17 protein-coding genes are annotated in these 14,888 nt (G+C 68.7%); 12 read left to right on the forward strand and 5 right to left on the reverse strand.

From position 1 onward, the window contains the following. Positions 1-15 precede the first annotated feature (15 nt). Positions 16-1,155 (forward strand): helix-turn-helix transcriptional regulator, encoded by a 1,140-nt coding sequence (locus tag QNJ30_23105; protein ID MDJ0946351.1) that lies wholly within the window; start codon positions 16-18, stop codon positions 1,153-1,155. 35 nt (positions 1,156-1,190) lie between these two features. Here QNJ30_23105 and QNJ30_23110 read toward each other — a convergent pair. Continuing rightward, positions 1,191-2,148, reverse strand: a protein-coding gene (locus QNJ30_23110; protein ID MDJ0946352.1) for an IS630 family transposase whose coding sequence is annotated in 2 segments (ribosomal slippage) — positions 1,191-1,805 and positions 1,807-2,148 — 957 coding nt in all. Because the reading frame shifts where the segments join, the coding sequence is not laid out codon by codon here. Positions 2,149-2,491: 343 nt separating this feature from the next. Here QNJ30_23110 and QNJ30_23115 point away from each other — a divergent pair. From QNJ30_23115 to QNJ30_23145, 7 genes are all read left to right on the forward strand, one after another. After that, entirely contained in the window at positions 2,492-3,742 is a 1,251-nt protein-coding gene (locus tag QNJ30_23115; GenBank protein MDJ0946353.1) for an acetamidase/formamidase family protein, read from the forward strand. Positions 3,743-3,891: 149 nt separating this feature from the next. After that, complete coding sequence (locus tag QNJ30_23120; GenBank protein MDJ0946354.1) at positions 3,892-4,434, forward strand: AmiS/UreI family transporter; 543 nt, start codon at positions 3,892-3,894, stop codon at positions 4,432-4,434. A 36-nt stretch (positions 4,435-4,470) separates the two neighbouring features. Continuing rightward, on the forward strand, positions 4,471-4,809 hold the full coding sequence (locus tag QNJ30_23125) for a zinc ribbon domain-containing protein (protein ID MDJ0946355.1): 339 nt from the start codon (positions 4,471-4,473) through the stop codon (positions 4,807-4,809). Between the two features lie 86 nt (positions 4,810-4,895). Then, a complete protein-coding gene (locus tag QNJ30_23130; GenBank protein ID MDJ0946356.1) occupies positions 4,896-5,765 on the forward strand; it encodes an NlpC/P60 family protein in 870 nt (289 codons plus the stop codon). After that, complete coding sequence (locus tag QNJ30_23135; GenBank protein MDJ0946357.1) at positions 5,762-6,400, forward strand: glutathione S-transferase family protein; 639 nt, start codon at positions 5,762-5,764, stop codon at positions 6,398-6,400. The genes QNJ30_23130 and QNJ30_23135 overlap by 4 nt, the downstream gene beginning before the upstream one ends. A 218-nt stretch (positions 6,401-6,618) precedes the next feature. Next, positions 6,619-7,332 (forward strand): hypothetical protein, encoded by a 714-nt coding sequence (locus tag QNJ30_23140; GenBank protein ID MDJ0946358.1) that lies wholly within the window; start codon positions 6,619-6,621, stop codon positions 7,330-7,332. Between the two features lie 93 nt (positions 7,333-7,425). Beyond that, complete coding sequence (locus tag QNJ30_23145) at positions 7,426-8,277, forward strand: MBL fold metallo-hydrolase (GenBank protein MDJ0946359.1); 852 nt, start codon at positions 7,426-7,428, stop codon at positions 8,275-8,277. A gap of 48 nt (positions 8,278-8,325) precedes the next feature. Here the strand turns inward: QNJ30_23145 and QNJ30_23150 are convergent, their stop codons facing one another. Both QNJ30_23150 and QNJ30_23155 read right to left on the reverse strand, forming a co-directional pair. Then, positions 8,326-9,528, reverse strand: coding sequence for an MFS transporter (locus QNJ30_23150; protein ID MDJ0946360.1), 1,203 nt, complete (start codon positions 9,526-9,528; stop codon positions 8,326-8,328). A gap of 222 nt (positions 9,529-9,750) precedes the next feature. Then, complete coding sequence (locus QNJ30_23155) at positions 9,751-10,074, reverse strand: hypothetical protein (GenBank protein MDJ0946361.1); 324 nt, start codon at positions 10,072-10,074, stop codon at positions 9,751-9,753. 188 nt (positions 10,075-10,262) lie between these two features. Here QNJ30_23155 and moaA point away from each other — a divergent pair, with 188 nt between their 5' ends. After that, on the forward strand, positions 10,263-11,273 hold the full coding sequence (gene moaA / locus QNJ30_23160) for a GTP 3',8-cyclase MoaA (GenBank protein ID MDJ0946362.1): 1,011 nt from the start codon (positions 10,263-10,265) through the stop codon (positions 11,271-11,273). 67 nt (positions 11,274-11,340) lie between these two features. Here moaA and QNJ30_23165 read toward each other — a convergent pair whose 3' ends face one another. Further along, complete coding sequence (locus tag QNJ30_23165; GenBank protein ID MDJ0946363.1) at positions 11,341-11,826, reverse strand: molybdopterin-guanine dinucleotide biosynthesis protein A; 486 nt, start codon at positions 11,824-11,826, stop codon at positions 11,341-11,343. A 166-nt stretch (positions 11,827-11,992) separates the two neighbouring features. Between QNJ30_23165 and QNJ30_23170 the strand changes: the two genes are divergently transcribed. Both QNJ30_23170 and QNJ30_23175 read left to right on the forward strand, forming a co-directional pair. After that, positions 11,993-12,760, forward strand: a complete 768-nt coding sequence (locus tag QNJ30_23170; protein MDJ0946364.1) for an NAD kinase — start codon at positions 11,993-11,995, stop codon at positions 12,758-12,760. A 122-nt stretch (positions 12,761-12,882) separates the two neighbouring features. Further along, positions 12,883-13,335 (forward strand): hypothetical protein, encoded by a 453-nt coding sequence (locus QNJ30_23175; protein ID MDJ0946365.1) that lies wholly within the window; start codon positions 12,883-12,885, stop codon positions 13,333-13,335. 165 nt (positions 13,336-13,500) lie between these two features. Here QNJ30_23175 and QNJ30_23180 read toward each other — a convergent pair whose 3' ends face one another. Next, the gene (locus tag QNJ30_23180) at positions 13,501-13,743 is read right to left on the reverse strand and encodes a DUF1127 domain-containing protein (protein MDJ0946366.1); all 243 of its coding nucleotides are present in this window, start codon (positions 13,741-13,743) and stop codon (positions 13,501-13,503) included. 142 nt (positions 13,744-13,885) lie between these two features. Here QNJ30_23180 and QNJ30_23185 point away from each other — a divergent pair, with 142 nt between their 5' ends. Next, entirely contained in the window at positions 13,886-14,842 is a 957-nt protein-coding gene (locus QNJ30_23185) for a transcriptional regulator GcvA (GenBank protein ID MDJ0946367.1), read from the forward strand. The last annotated feature ends 46 nt before the right edge of the window (positions 14,843-14,888 follow it).

Below are 14,888 nucleotides of genomic sequence, written 5' to 3' on the forward strand. Positions count from 1 at the left end.
GCCGGGGAGGGCATCGTGCGCGTTGACCCCTACAGCGAGGCCTCCGACCGCCTGGTCCGGTCGATCTACGGCACCCTCACCGGCAGCGGGCTCTGGCCCGGGGTCCTGGAGGAGCTCTGCCAGGTCTTCGAGGCCCGCGGCTCCATGCTCACCGACCACAACTTCGGCAGCCGCAGCGGCGCGATCCGCTTCCAGTGCGATCACTTCGACGACACGGTCCTGGAGACCTACAGCAAGCGGATGTGCAGCCGGAACCCCTGGCTGCATTCCGACCTGCCCTACCGGCCGCAGTCGGTGATCCTGGGCACCGAGATCCTGCCCGAGGCCGAGCTCACCCGATCGGAGTTCTATCGGGAGTACCTGCATCCCCTGGGCCTGAAGCATCGTCTCTGCGGGGTGATCCAGCGCAACGGCATGGACATCCGCTTCCTCGCCATCCTGCGCGCGCCGCAGCAGCCCGCCTTCGCCGAGGCGGACAAGGCGCGGCTCCGGAGACTGCTGCCGCACTTCCAGCAGGCCTTTGACCTGCGCCGCGACATCCAGCGGGAGCGGAGCGACCGCGAGGCCCTTCTCGAGGTCCTGGACCACGTCCCGGTGGCCTGCATGCTGGTCAACCCGGGCGGCGCGCTGCACTTCGTTAACGGCGCCGCGGCGCGGCTGCTCGAACGCCGCGACGGCCTGATGCGGCGCGCCGGCGGCCTTTCCGCCGGCTCCGGGCGGCTCTCGGCCCAGCTGCGTGCCGCGATCGCCAAGGTCGCGGCCGCGCGTCCGACGGCGAGCCAGACCCCGGGCGAGCACTTCGTCGTTTCCCGCCCCTCGGGCCGGCCGCCGCTCCTGCTGTCGCTGCTGCCGATCCTGCAAAGTCAGATCGGCCGCGGCGCGCACCCCGAAACGCTGGTCGCGATCCTGACCAAGGACCCCGAGGGCGACCAGCTGGAGTCGGTCGAGACCTTCGCCAAGGCCTACGACCTGACCGAGGCCGAGGCCCGTCTGATCGGCCTGCTCGCCGCGGGCAGCGGGCTCTTCGAGGCGGCCGCAACCCTTGGCGTCACCCGCAACACCGCGCGCACCCACATGCGCCACATCTACGCCAAGGTCGGCGCCCACCGCCAGGCCGACCTGATCCGCCTGCTCGCCAAGCTGGGCTCGGCCTGAGGCCGAGGCCGCCTCACCCCTAGAGCGTCGCGCTTTTAATCGTATGCATATCCTGCAGCGTTGAAGAAGTTCCAGCATTCCTGGTCTGGGAAGAGGCAGCAGATATCGCCGAGGGTCCGCCAGAGGGCTTCGATGGTTCTGGCTTCGGCCTTTCTGAGGTGAGCTTTGAGCTTTGCGAAGGCCATCTCGATGGGGTTGAGATCTGGCGAGTAGGGCGGCAGGAAGAGGAACCAGGCGCCTTTGTCTTTGAGGCACTGGCTGGCCTTGGGGCTCTTGTGGCTGGAGAGGTTGTCGAGGATGACGACATCGCCCGGCTTGAGGGTTGGGGCGAGCTGGGTCTGGATGTAGCACTCGAAGGCGGCCTTGTGGATCGGGCCGTCGAGCAGCCAGGGGGCTGTCAGGCCATCGCATCTGAGGCCAGCAATGAAGGTCTGGGTGCGCCAGTGGCCGAAGGGCGCCGTCGCCCGCAGGCGCTGGCCACGGCGTGCGCGGCCGCGCCGGCGGGTCATTTTGGTGGTGGTCGAGGTCTCGTCAAGGAAGACCAAGCGATGGGGCTCGAGCCGCATGCGAGGCTGGCGATGAGCCCTCCAGAGACGGCGTTTACGCCTGACCTCGGTGCGTTCGCTCTCCTCGGCCAGCAGCGATTTTTTTATATGTCAGGCCCTGCCGGCGCAGAAAGCGCGAGAGCGAGCCCGGGTGAACGATCACGCCATGCTCGGCCTGCAAGGCGGCCGCGAGCTCCGGCATGGTGACGTCCGGCCGCGCCGCCACGCAAGACATCAGGAAGTCCCGATAGGGCGCCAGTTTGCCGCTGCCCAGCGGCCGGCCCTGCCGCGCCGGACGTGCCGAGCCCGTCGCCTCGACCCGCCCAGCCAGCTTCACCGCAAAGCTGGGGCTCACATCGAAATGACGCGCCGCCGCGCGCCGCGAATGACCGGCCGCTATCAAGCCGTAAACCCGCTCCCGCAGGTCCAAGGAATAGCTCTTGCCCATGATCCACCTCCAACTAGGGTGAATCACACTTCGCCCCAAAAGGAAATCCCTCAACGATTCCCAATTAAGGCGTGGCGCTCTAGCGGTGAAAAGCGGGGGGATCGGCCTCACCCTTGGGGAGGATCGCTCGGCCCCCGGGGCTCGCACCGCGGCGGCAGGGTAAACCGCCGGGGCGTCCCGCTGCGGAGCGATGCCGGGGCCGGCCCCCGGGGCCTAGACTCCCAGCCTCGGCCACGTGTCCGCAGAGCCAAGAGGGCGTCGGCCGAAAGCCGCAGGGCAAATCTGTGCCGATCGCGCCTGATCCGCCGCGGCGCGAACAACAGACTCTAGGGAGGCAAGAGACGTGGCAAAGACAGCTTTCACCGTGGATTTCAACAAGTGGCCCGAAGAGGACGAGATCAAGACCCACAACCGCTGGCATCCGGATATTCCAATGGTCGAGTCGTTCAAGCCCGGCGACGAGTTTCGGGTCGAGTGCTACGACTGGACCGGCGGGCAGATCAAGAACGACGACAACGCCAACGACGTGCGCGACGTCGACCTGACCAAGGTCCACTACCTGAGCGGCCCCTTTGCCGTTGACGGCGCCGAGCCCGGCGACCTTCTTGTCGTGGATCTGCTCGACATCGGCTATCTGCCCGACTCGGCATGGGGTTTCACCGGAATTTTCTCCAAGGAGAACGGTGGTGGCTTTCTTACCGAGCACTACCCTGAAGCGAGAAAGGCCTGCTGGGACTTCCATGGTATCTATACCTCATCCCGCCACATTCCCGGCGTCAGATGGCCCGGCATCATCCATCCGGGGCTGATCGGATGCCTTCCCGATCGCAATCTGCTCGAGACCGCGAACAGTCGGGAAGCCGACCTCCTGGGGACGGACCCACATCGGGTACCACCGCTTTTGGCTCCGCCCTATGCGGATACGGCGCTGATGGGCCAAATGTCAGGCGCCAAAGCGGACTCCGCCGCCGCAGAGGCATGGCGCACTGTCCCGCCGCGCGAGCACGGCGGCAACTGTGACATCAAGAACCTGTCGCGCGGCTCTCGCATCTACTTCCCGGTCTACGTCAACGGCGGCGGGCTGTCGATGGGCGACATCCACTGGTCGCAGGGCGATGGCGAAATCACCTTCTGCGGTGCCATCGAGATGGCTGGATGGATCGATATCGGGGTCGACCTGATCAAGGGCGGCGTGGAGAAGTACGCTGTCACGAATCCGATCTTCATGCCGAGCCGAGTCGAGCCCCAGTTCTCCGAGTATCTAGTCTTCGAAGGGATCTCGGTCGACGAGCACACCGGCGAGCAGTACTACCTCGACGCCCATGTGGCCTATCGTCGGGCATGTCTGAATGCGGTCGAGTACATGAAGAAGTTCGGCTATGACGGCGAGCAAGCTTACATGATACTTGGTACCGCGCCGGTCGAAGGCCGGATCAGCGGCATCGTCGACATTCCGAATGCCTGCTGCACGGTTGCAGTCCCCACGGAGATCTTCGAGTTCGATATCCGACCGACCGCGGACGGTCCGACGGTGCAGGTGCCTAAGTCCCACGTCGCCAAGACCAGCCCAGAGCACCAGTTTACGGGAAGCTGATCGAGGGGAAGGGATATCGCGCACGCGATATCCCTTTCGATGTTCCTGAAAGCACAGGTGCTTCGGCCAGTCGCGTGGAAGTCCCTGTGCGCGGCCGACAGCGCTGACGGTATTTCGGGTCAGTCGCAGACGCGTGGGAGGAAACGACGATGTTGTTGGGGATGGTACTGCTTTACGTCGGCGCCGTTCTGTTCTGTAACGGCCTTTGGGTCCTGGGGCGAATCGGCGACCGGGAGATCACCGTTATCAATGTCTTTGTCGGCTTCATCACCCTGATCGCCGCGCTCTACCTGGCCTTCGGGCCCGGCGCCGACGCGGGCTCCATACAGGCTGCGGCCTATACCCTGCTGTTCACCTTCACCTACCTTTGGGTGGCCTGGAACCGCTGGAACGGCGCCGACGGCCGCGGGCTGGGCTGGTTCTGCTTCTTCGTCGGGGTCACCGTGGTGCCGATCTTCCTGATCGCCCTGGGCGACGCGGTCTCACTCTGGGACTGGTGGTTCGCGATCTGCTGGGGCTCCTGGGCGGTGCTCTGGCTGCTGTTCTGGGCGCTGCTGGCGCTGCAGAAGGAGAACCTGACCCGCTTCACCGGCACGCTCTGCTCCCTGCAGGGCGTCTACACGGGCTGGATCCCCGGCTTCCTGCTGCTGAACGGCTGGATCGGGCCTCTGGCCGAAGCCGGCGGAGTCTGAAGCGGAGCCGACACGACAGGAAAGGAGACCGGCGTCATGCCTCTCTACGACTATTCTTGCGAGGCCTGCGGCGACTTCCGCGCCTGGCAGCCAATGAGCCAGTCCGAGGCCGCGGCCGACTGCCCGACCTGCGGCGATCCCGCGATGCGTTCGGTGGCGGCGCCCTTCATCGCCAACATGAACCCCAACACCCGCATCGCCCATCAGCGCAACGAAAAGAGCGCACACGAGCCGCAGGTCATGTCGCACGCCCAGCTGGAGCGCACGAGCGTCAAGCGCGGCCAGGCCCTGGGCCATCACCACCACGGCGACTGCAGCGGCAAGAGCGGAACGCACGTTCATCGCTCGTCCCGGCCCTGGATGATCGGGCACTAGCCGGGGCCGGAGGGCTCGCCGAAGCCAGGGGGCTGGGCTAGAGTGCGGCCGACACCGAGATTTCGTGCCGAGCCGCCGCCCGCCCCATGTCCAGCCTCGACCCGCGCCTGCATCCCTTCCGCGACGACCTGGCGGCCGCCTACCTGAAGGACCGGGTCGCGGCCGTACGCTACGTCGAGGGCAAACGCCAGCAGGTCGCCCGGGGCATCCTCGACCTGCGCCGCGCGCCCCGGGACGACGCCCCCCTGGACAGCCAGCTGCTCTACGGCGAGGCGGTCAACGTCTACGACGTGGCGAAGGGTTGGGCCTGGGTGCAGAGCGCGGGCGACGGCTACGTCGGCTACGTCGCTGCGGCCGCGCTGAGCGCAGCGGTCGCGGCCCCGACCCACAGCCTGGCGGCGCTGCGCAGCTACCTCTTCGCCGAGCCGGATTTCAAGGCGCCGACCCTGGACCTGCTGTCCATGGCCAGCCCGCTGGCGGTGGTCGAGCAGCGCGAGGGCTTCGCCCGCCTGGCCGGCGGCGGCTGGGTCTTCGGCCGCCATCTCGTGCCCCTGGGCGCGACCGTGGCCGACTACGTCGAGACCGCCCTCGCCTTTCTCGGCACCCCCTATCTCTGGGGCGGGCGCAGCAGCGTCGGCATCGACTGCTCGGCCCTGGTCCAGATCGCCCTGGCCCGCGCCGGCGTCTTCGCCCTGCGCGACACCCACATGCAGGAGGAGATCCTGGGCGAGCCGCTGGCGCCCGCTGCGGCCATCGAACGCGGCGACCTGGTCTTCCTGCCCGAGCACGTCGCCATCGCCGTGGACCCCGAGACGGTGGTCCACGCCACCGCCCTGCACATGGCGGTGGCGCTCGAGCCCCTGGCCGAGCTCGAAGCCCGCGCGCGCAAGGCCAACGGCCAGGGCATCACCGGCGTCCGGCGGCCCCGGGTCCGGGGCAGGGATCCGGCGGAATGACCGCCGGCGCGGCGCCGGCGGCCGGACACATGAAGCTCTTCGTCACGCCGAACTCGCCCTACGCGCGCATCGCCCGGATCGCGGCCATCGAGGCCGGCCTCGCCGAGGCGATCGAAGAGGTCCGGGTGGTCAACCGCAGCCCCGACAGCCCGCTGCTCGCCCACAGCCCGGTCTGCCGGGTGCCGACCCTGGTCGAGGGTGCGCTGGTGCTGGGCGAGGCGCGCAACATCTGCGCCTACTTCGACCGGGTCTCGGGCAGGGCGCGCTGCTTTCCCGAGGGCCGGGCCGACGACTGGCAGGCCCGCGGCCTGGAGAGCCTGGTGACCGGATTCCTCGACGGGGTCGCGGTCTGGAACCGCGAGCTGCGCCGGGCGCCGGCGGCGCAGTCGGCGTTCCTGCTGGAGGTCGAGGCCCGGCGGGCGACGCGCTGCCTGGACCACCTGGAAGCAGTCTGTCCCGAGGAAGCCGCGGCCTGGCCCTGGGACTTCACCCGGATCGCCCTCGCCGCCACGCTGGGCATCCTCGACCACGGCCTGCCGGATCTGGATTGGCGACAGGGGCGGCCCCGCCTCGCCGCCTGGTTCGAGGCTGCCTCGGCGCGGCCCTCGATGCGGGCGACGGCGCCGCAGGCCTAGAGCATGTCGTGTCACGCCAGAACGGCGTGACACGTGAATCATGCTCTAACCTGTTCAAGTAGATTAAGATTCACGGCACAGATTGATCCAATCTGAGCCGATCTTGATCGAGGCGGAGCAGACGACTTCCCGTCGAGGGCGGGCGGACGCGCCGGGGGCATTGCGCTCGAGGGACGGCGTCCCCAGATCTCCCGAGTGAAGCCAGACCAGGCAAGACGATGCGCACCACGACCGTCATCCTCCTGTCCCTCTTCCTTGCGCTTTCCCTCGCCGCGCCGCTGCGCGCGAACGACGAAAAGCTGGTCAAGGTCCTGCGCTTCACGGACTACGAGGACGGCTCCATCGAGGACTGGCTCGAAAGCAAGGGCTTTCAGTTCGAGCAGGACGCGCGGAAGCGGAACTACGTCGACCTCGACGTCGACGACCGCGGCCTGGTCATCGAGGCCAAGCGCCGCGCCTTCGGGATCCTGCCGAACGAGTCGGTCAACCTGCCCGATTTCTCCTACATCGAGATCGACTGGGGCGTCGACAAATTCGCCGAAGGCGCCTCCTACGAACAGGGGGTGCGCAACGAGGCCCTCATGGTCATGGTCTTCCTGGGCGACGAGCGGAAGCCCAGCGGCTCCATGTTCATCCCCGACAGCCCCTATTTCGTCGGGCTCTACATCTGCCACGGCGACGACCGGATCGGTCATCCCTACCTGGGCAGGTACTTCAAGAAGGGCGGCCGCTTCGTCTGCGGCGACCAGCCGGCGGCCGGGGAGATGGTAACCACCCGCTTCGATCTGCTCGGGGCCTACCACAGCTACTTCGACAAGGAGCGCGACGACAACCCGGGGATCTCGGGACTGGCCTTGGCGCTGGACACCAAGGGGGCCGGCGACAAAGGCCGCAGCTCGGCCTTCATCCGGGAGATCCGCTTCTATCGCTGACGCCGCCTCGGAAGGCTTCCGCCGCGGCGCGATCTGGGCCATGATGGTTTGGCAACGGCAGGCCGCTCCAACTCCGGCAGCGCGGAGCCGCGCATGATGCAGATCGCCAGACATCGCTCGACGCGGCGCCCCAGCCTGGGCGCCCGGGTCGGCCTCGTCATCCTCTTCGCGGCGCTTGCGCTGCTGCTCGCGATCGGTTCGGCCGCCGCCAAGTGCCTGCCGATCGCCGGCCTCGAGCCGCGGGCCATCCCGGCCGCCCTGCCCGCGGCGGGCAGCCTGCGCCTCACCTTCCTCGGACACTCCAGCTTCCTGATCGAGAGCGCCGAGGGGGTCACCGCGGTCACCGACTACAACGGCTGGGTCCGGCCGCCGGCGGTGCCCGACATCGTCACCATGAACAACGCCCACGACACCCATTACACGGATGTCATCGATCCCGAGATCAAGCTCGCGCTGCGCGGCTGGGACCCCGGCGGCGGCATGGCGGTGCACGAGCACCAGCTGCGCGACCTCAAGGTCTGGAACCTGCCGACCAACGTGCGCGACTTCGGCGGCGTGCGCTACAACGGCAACTCGATCTTCGTCTTCGAGATCGCCGACCTCTGCATCGCCCACCTCGGCCACCTGCACCACCTGCTAACCGACGAGCACCTGGGCCAGCTCGGGGTGATCGACGTGGTCCTGGCACCGATCGACGGCGCTTTCACCATGGCCCAGGAGCTCATGGTTCAGGTGATCGAGCAGATCGGCGCGCCGACCGTCGTCCCCATGCATTACTTCGGCAACGCCACCCTGGCCAGGTTCCTCGATATCGCCAAGCCGCGCTACGGCACGGTCTTCAGCAAGTCCTCGAGCATCATCCTGGAGCGCGGCAAGCTGCCCTACCGCAAGATCCTGGTCCTGCCGCCGCGCGAGGCCGGGGTGCCCTTCTTCTCGGACGACTGACCACGCAGCTCCGCGAAGAAGAAACGGCCAAGGGATGGCTACAAAGGCTCAGACCGGGGGTCCGGTCTGGGCGGCGGGCTCGGGGCGCTCCACCGGCAGCAGCAGGGCGGCGAAGAGGATCAGCAGGGCGAGCGCGGCCAGGACCAGCAGCAGGGCGTCGAAACCGACGGCCTCGTCGAAAAGCCAGGCGACCAGCTGCACGCCGAGCGGCCCGGCCAGGATGGCGATGCCGTTGCGCAGGCCGTAGGCCAGGCCGCGCCGCCGGCTGGAGGTGAAGCGGGCGATCAGGACGTTCTCCACCGGCGCCGCGATGTCGAAGACGAAGACCACCACCACCGCCGCCGCCACGACCGGCCAGCCGGTCACGAAGACGGCCAGGATCAGGGCCGCCGCCTTGAGGGCGAAGCTGACCACGTAGACTGCCTTGGCCTTGCCGCGGTCGGCGAAATGACCGCCGACGAACTGGGCGGTGGCGCCCAGGAGATAGACCAGGGTCACCAGCGCGCCTAGGGCGAGCAACCCCTCGCCCAGCGCGGGGCCGAGCTCCCGCTCCAGCCACTTGGGCAGCATGGTCGTAAAGGCGTAGTAGAGCACGGTGGTCAGCGACATGGTCACGGCGAGCACGGCGAAGGCCTGGCGGACCGCGCCGCGCTCCGGTTCGCGCTGGGCCAGGGCATCGCCTTCGCGGTCGGCCACGCGGCCGGTCAGATAGGCCGCCAGCAGCGCCAGCCCGGTCGCCAGGGTGGCGGCGCCCGGGATGACGAAGGCCAGGCGCCAGTCGAAGAGATCGGCCAGGCCGCCCGCGACCAGGGAAGAGACCGCGGCGCCCAGGCTGCCGCAGATGCCCAGCACCGCGATGGCCCGGCCCCGGGCGGTCGCGTGCTTGACCACCCAGGCGGTGCCGACCGGATGGTAGATCGCCCCGAAGAGACCGAGCAGGGACAGCCCCGCCAGCAAGGGAAGCGGCCCCGGGGCGAGGCCGCAGGCGATGGTGGCGGCCCCGCTGCCGATGAAGAAGACGATCATCACCCGGACCTCGCCCCAGCGGTCGCCGAGCCAGCCCGCCGCCGGCGCCGCCAGGCCGAGCAGCAGGGCCCCCGGGGTCCAGAGCGCGATCAGCTCGTCGTAGGGACGCTGCCAGACCGGCTCGATCAGGAGGACCAGGATCAGGTAGAGCGCGACCAGGACGTGGAACCAGGCGTGCCCCAGGCAGGCGAAGACCAGGACCAGGCGGGTGGACGGCGCGATCATGGGACGAGCCTAGCCGGCTTTGCCTCGAGGGTCACCGCTGCCGCACGGGATACGGGAAGAAGTCCCTAGAACTTGGTTTCCTAGCTCGTGATCTCACCCCCACCCCACCCTCCCCCATCAAGGGGGAGGGCTTAAGTGTCGGCGACCGAAGAATCTCCCTCTCCCTTGATGGGGGAGGGTTGGGGTGGGGGTGGCTCTCGAAAGTGTGCAAGTGAGCACTGGCTACTGCGCGGGCGGCGGCGGGGCGTTGCCGCCGGCCTGGTCCCGGCAGAGGGCCTCGGCGCGGCCGAGGAAGAGCTTGGCCTGGGTCTCGTCGATCACGCCGTCGGCCCGCATCTTGTCGATGTCGGCGCGGCGCTGGGACAGGCAAATCTGGAAGGGATCGTCGGCGGCGGGGACCGCGGCCTCCTCGGTCGGAAAGAGGTCGTCGCGGTGGATCGTCGCCAGGGCCGCGGCACCGGCCAGGGCGACGGCGACCGCGATCCAGCGGGCGGCAGGGCGGTCCAGGGCCGAAGGCGGCGCGGGTTTCGGCGGCTCCCTGGTCATGGCGGGAGGCTAGTCGGTGCCGGCGGTCCTGCCAAGGGCCCCCTCGGGCCGGGCTGGCCCGGCACAGGCGGCCCGCAATTCCGCAGCAATCCTGGGGTCGAAACGCAGGGTCCTTGCACCTAAGTAAGGGATCGAGAAGAATACGCGAAAGCGGCCATGGGGAGCAGGTCGGGGAGGCCAGCGGGCAGATGCCGGATACGTCACAGATGATCGATCCCTTCGGGCGTGCGATCACCTACCTCAGGGTCTCGGTGACGGACCGCTGCGACTTCCGCTGCGTCTACTGCATGGCCGAGGACATGACCTTCCTGCCCAAGGCCGAGATCCTGACGCTGGAGGAGCTCGACCGCCTGTGCAGCGCCTTCGTGCGCCAGGGCGTACGCAAGCTGCGCATGACCGGCGGCGAGCCCCTGGTCCGCCGCAACATCATGTGGCTGTTCCGCCGGCTGTCCCGGCACCTGGAGTCGGGCGCCCTGGACGAACTGACCGTGACCACCAACGGCAGCCAGCTGACCAAGCACGCCGCCGAGCTGGCCGACCTGGGCGTGCGCCGGATCAACGTCTCGCTCGACACCCTGGACCCGCACAAGTTCCAGGCCATCACCCGCTGGGGCAAGCTGGACAAGGTCCAGGAGGGCCTGGCCGCGGCCAAGGCGGCCGGCCTGGCGGTCAAGATCAACACCGTGGCCCTCAAGGGCGTCAACGACGACGAGTTCCACCGCCTTGTCGCCTGGTGCGGCGACGAGGGCTACGACCTGACCTTCATCGAGGTCATGCCCATGGGCGACATCGGCGGCGAGACCCGGGTCGACCAGTACCTGCCGCTGTCCATGGTCCGTGGCATCCTCCAGGAGAAGTGGACCCTGGACGAGATCGACTACCGCACCGGCGGGCCGGCGCGCTACAGCCGCTGCGCGGAGACCGGCGGGCGGATCGGCTTCATCACGCCGATGACCCATAACTTCTGCGAGAGCTGCAACCGGGTGCGCCTGACCTGCACCGGGACGCTCTATATGTGCCTGGGCCAGGAGGACGCCGCCGACCTGCGCGCGCCGCTGCGCGCCAGCGAGGACGACGCCCTGGTCGAGGCCGCGATCCACGAGGCCATCGCCCGCAAGCCCAAGGGCCACGACTTCGTCATCGACCGCCGCCGCCGCAAGCCCGCGGTCGGCCGCCACATGAGCGTCACCGGCGGCTGAGTTCCCCGATCCGAACAGCCAAGTGGATCACCGGGTCGAGCCCGGTGATGACATCGGTTGGGTTTCTCTACTCGATGAAGACCTGGTGGGCGAAGTCGTCGCCGTCGGAGATGGTGATCTGGGTGAAGCCGAGCATCTTGGCCAGGTCGAAGAAGGTGAAGACGTCCTGCACGCCGTACTCGGCGAAGAGCGGCATGACCCGGGCGATCGCGGTGAGGTCGGCGAAGACGGCGCGGGCCCGGTAGAGGGTCTCGATCCGGCCGTCCTGCAGGGCGACCAGGATCAGCTTCTGGGCGTCCGCACCCTTGGCGAAGACCGCCATGGTCGGGGCGTGCGGCCGGGCGCGCAGCTGGTTGGCGAGCCCGGTGGCGAAGCCGATCCGCACGGCGCGGCTGGTCTCCTCCAGGGTCTCCGCCCGGGCCTCGTAGGTCTCCTGGGTCTGCGGCTCGGGGTAGTAGTAGCCTGCGTGGCGATCATCGGCCCGGAGCGCGCCGCTCCAGCCCGCAAGCACCAGCAGCAAGGAAAACAGCAAAGCCGCCTGCCGCAAGACCATGGTCGTCTCCTCCTCCTCCAAGGACGGGCCGAAGTTGGGGCAAGGCCGGAGCAATTGCAAGGCGGATCGCCGCGGGCTGGCAGCGCCGCGCCCGACCCGGCTATACTCCGGTGTCGGCCGTCCTCCCAGGCGGCCGCAGCCGCGAGTCCGAGGGGGTCCCCTGCCCATGTCAAAGCCCGCCTTCGCGCTGGTCGCCGCCGACACCGCCGAGGCCAAGGCCGCCGTGACCCGGCTCGCCGAGCACTACGAGACGGTGCCGCCGGAGCAGGCCGAGGTCGTGGTCGCGCTGGGCGGCGACGGCCTAATGCTGGAGACCCTGCACGGCTTCATCGACCGCGGCACGCCGATCTACGGGATGAACTGCGGCTCGGTCGGCTTCCTGATGAACGAGTACCACGAGGATGGCCTGCGCGAGCGCCTGGCCCGGGCCGAAGCCGTCTCGCTCCATCCCCTGCGGATGCAGGCCGACACCCTGGCCGGGAAACGGGTCGAGGCCCTGGCGATCAACGAGGTCTCGCTGCTGCGCGAGGAGCGCCAGGCCGCCAAGCTGCGGATCAGCATCGACGGCGTGGTCCGGCTTGAGGAGCTGGTCTGCGACGGCGCGCTGCTGGCGACCCCGGCCGGCAGCACCGCCTACAACCTCTCGGCCCACGGACCCATCGTGCCGATCGGTGCGCCGCTGCTGGCGCTGACCCCGATCAGCGCCTTCCGGCCGCGGCGCTGGCCCGGCGCCCTGCTGCCGCACAAGGCGGTGGTCGCCTTCGAGGTCCTGGAGGCCGGGAAGCGCCCGGTCAGCGCGACCGCCGACTACACAGAGGTCCGCGAGGTCGCCCGGGTCGAGGTCCGCGAGGACCGCGCGGTCTCGCTCACCCTGCTCTTCGACCCCGGCCACAACCTCGAGGAACGCATCCTCATGGAGCAGTTCCAGCACTGACCGGCCCGGCCGGCGCGGGGGCCGTGACTCCCTGGACAAGGCGACGGCGATGCGGCAGGGTTTTCCCGATATCCGCCGCCCAGGCTCCATTCCGGGCCGCCGGCCGGCGGAGAGGAGGCGAAATGGCCCTAGCTCTTGGCAAGCTGAGTTCTTCGGTCCTGGCCGCAGGCCTTTCGGTCCTGCTGGTGTCGCCGGCCTTGGCCGACGGCGCCGGTCCCGGCAGTTTCCGCGCGGCGCAGGACAAAGGACTGTCGCTCGAGCTCGACCCCGAGTTCCTCGACAACCTCGAGACGACGAAGAGCGCCAAGACCGCGGGCGAGATCGAAGCCGCGGCCAAGGAAGCGGAAGCGAGGGCAATGGCCGAAAAGGAAGGCTCCTCCCTGCCGGACCAGGACGCCGAGGAGGCGGAGGCCGACAAGGACAAGAACCGCCGCGTCGATCTCTCCGACAAGGTTTCGGATTCCTGGAAGATGAACCCGGTGCTGCTGAACCGCAGCCAGGGCGGCGAGCCCAGCCGGCCCGAAGACGACCTGCGCGACCAGACCATCGGCCTGGAGCTGCGCCGCGAATTCTGAGCCTTGGCCTCGCGGCTCCTTTGACAGGCGGAACCGGCCACCTATCCTCGCCGTCGTGGCGGGCCCTCCAAGCGGGTCATGGCCGCTCAGAAAGCGGCCGTGCCGGGGGCGCGGCAGCGTCGCCCGCCGGCACGGCTGAGTTTTGGGGAAGACGAGCCGGGATCGCTAGGCGCGCCAGAAGGGCTTCCGGGCTTCGAAGTTGGCCTGGGCGCGGGTGATCCCGATGTCCTTCAGGCGGTGGTCGTCGAGGCTGGCGAGATGGGCCCGCTCGGCCGCCCGGTCCTGCCAGGTCAGGAGGCGGTCCATGATCCGGATCGGGAGGCCCGTCAGCCGGTGCAGGAAATCCGACGGCAGGCCGGACTGGCGCAGCAGATAGGTTCCGCGGGGGTCAGAGGCGAAGCCGGACATGATCAATACTCCTTATCCGATAGCTGCCCGCTGGCAGACGGGGATTTCTCGCTTTGTTCACGCAGATATTTGAATGTTTTCGGCGCGTGGGACAAACGACGATATCTTGCCACTTCTATTAGATTTTCTTATCCTTTGAGCCATGGCTCGACGCTTGCCGCCGCTCAACGCCCTGCGCGCCTTCGAGGCCGCCGCCCGGCACCTCTCCTTCACCAAGGCGGCCCAGGAGCTGCACGTGACCCAGGCCGCGATCAGCCACCAGGTCAAGGGGCTGGAGGAGATCCTGGGGATCCAGCTGTTCCGGCGCCTCAACCGGCGCCTCGCGCTCACCGAGGCCGGGCAGGCCTACCTGCCGCCCCTGCGCGACGCCTTCGACGCAATTGCCGGCGCCACCCAACGCCTGCACGAGCGCGAGGAGGGCAGCGCGCTGAAGATCTCGGTCCTGATGTCCTTCGCCTCGACCTGGCTGCTGCCGCGGCTGTCCGGTTTCCGCCGCCTGCACCCCGAGATCGATATCCTGGTGACCGCCGGCGATGCCCTGGTCGACTTCGAGCAGGACGACTTCGACATGGGCCTCCGCTACGGGCTGGGCAGCTATCCCGAGCTGCAGGTCGACGTCCTGATGGGCGACGAGATCTTTCCGGTCTGCTCGCCCAAGCTCCTGGACGGCCCGAATCCCCTGCGCCGGCCCGAGGACCTCGCGCATCACACCCTGCTGCACGACGTGGTCCAGGGTACGCCCGATGACCCGGACTGGCGCCTCTGGCTGCGCGAGGCGGGCGTCGAGGACGTCGACCCGACGCGCGGACCCGGCTTCAGCCACGGCAACTTCCTGCTGAGCGCGGCGGTCGCCGGCGAAGGGGTGGCCCTGCTGCGCCGCTCCCTGGTCGCCGACGAGATCAAGGCCCGCCGCCTGGTCTGCCCCTTCGGCCCGGTCTTTCCGACGCGCTTCGTCTATTCCCTGGTCGCCCCGCCCCACAAGGCCGAGCTGCCGAAGGTCGTCGCCTTCCGCGACTGGATCTCCGCCGAGGTGCGCGCCTTCCTGGACTCCTCGCCGCAGATCGCCGGCAGCCCTGCCGAGGCGGCAGGGCAGGCATGATCTGACTCGGTCGGCAGGGGACTGGCCTTCTCCCGGAAGCTCTGCC

This window comes from Kiloniellales bacterium (assembly GCA_030066685.1).
Taxonomy (GTDB): Bacteria; Pseudomonadota; Alphaproteobacteria; order Kiloniellales; family JAKSBE01; genus JAKSBE01.

Excerpts from the sequence above, each read along its gene's own strand:
- QNJ30_23170 (MDJ0946364.1), top strand. The coding sequence starts at position 11,993 with ATGTCAAAGCCCGCCTTCGCGCTGGTCGCCGCCGACACCGCCGAGGCC.
- QNJ30_23135 (MDJ0946357.1), top strand. The coding sequence starts at position 5,762 with ATGACCGCCGGCGCGGCGCCGGCGGCCGGACACATGAAGCTCTTCGTC.
- QNJ30_23145 (MDJ0946359.1), top strand. The coding sequence starts at position 7,426 with ATGATGCAGATCGCCAGACATCGCTCGACGCGGCGCCCCAGCCTGGGC.
- moaA (MDJ0946362.1), top strand. The coding sequence starts at position 10,263 with ATGCCGGATACGTCACAGATGATCGATCCCTTCGGGCGTGCGATCACC.
- QNJ30_23185 (MDJ0946367.1), top strand. The coding sequence starts at position 13,886 with ATGGCTCGACGCTTGCCGCCGCTCAACGCCCTGCGCGCCTTCGAGGCC.
- QNJ30_23175 (MDJ0946365.1), top strand. The coding sequence starts at position 12,883 with ATGGCCCTAGCTCTTGGCAAGCTGAGTTCTTCGGTCCTGGCCGCAGGC.
- QNJ30_23140 (MDJ0946358.1), top strand. The coding sequence starts at position 6,619 with ATGCGCACCACGACCGTCATCCTCCTGTCCCTCTTCCTTGCGCTTTCC.
- QNJ30_23180 (MDJ0946366.1), bottom strand. The coding sequence starts at position 13,743 with ATGTCCGGCTTCGCCTCTGACCCCCGCGGAACCTATCTGCTGCGCCAG.
- QNJ30_23130 (MDJ0946356.1), top strand. The coding sequence starts at position 4,896 with ATGTCCAGCCTCGACCCGCGCCTGCATCCCTTCCGCGACGACCTGGCG.
- QNJ30_23150 (MDJ0946360.1), bottom strand. The coding sequence starts at position 9,528 with ATGATCGCGCCGTCCACCCGCCTGGTCCTGGTCTTCGCCTGCCTGGGG.
- QNJ30_23155 (MDJ0946361.1), bottom strand. The coding sequence starts at position 10,074 with ATGACCAGGGAGCCGCCGAAACCCGCGCCGCCTTCGGCCCTGGACCGC.
- QNJ30_23125 (MDJ0946355.1), top strand. The coding sequence starts at position 4,471 with ATGCCTCTCTACGACTATTCTTGCGAGGCCTGCGGCGACTTCCGCGCC.
- QNJ30_23120 (MDJ0946354.1), top strand. The coding sequence starts at position 3,892 with ATGTTGTTGGGGATGGTACTGCTTTACGTCGGCGCCGTTCTGTTCTGT.
- QNJ30_23165 (MDJ0946363.1), bottom strand. The coding sequence starts at position 11,826 with ATGGTCTTGCGGCAGGCGGCTTTGCTGTTTTCCTTGCTGCTGGTGCTT.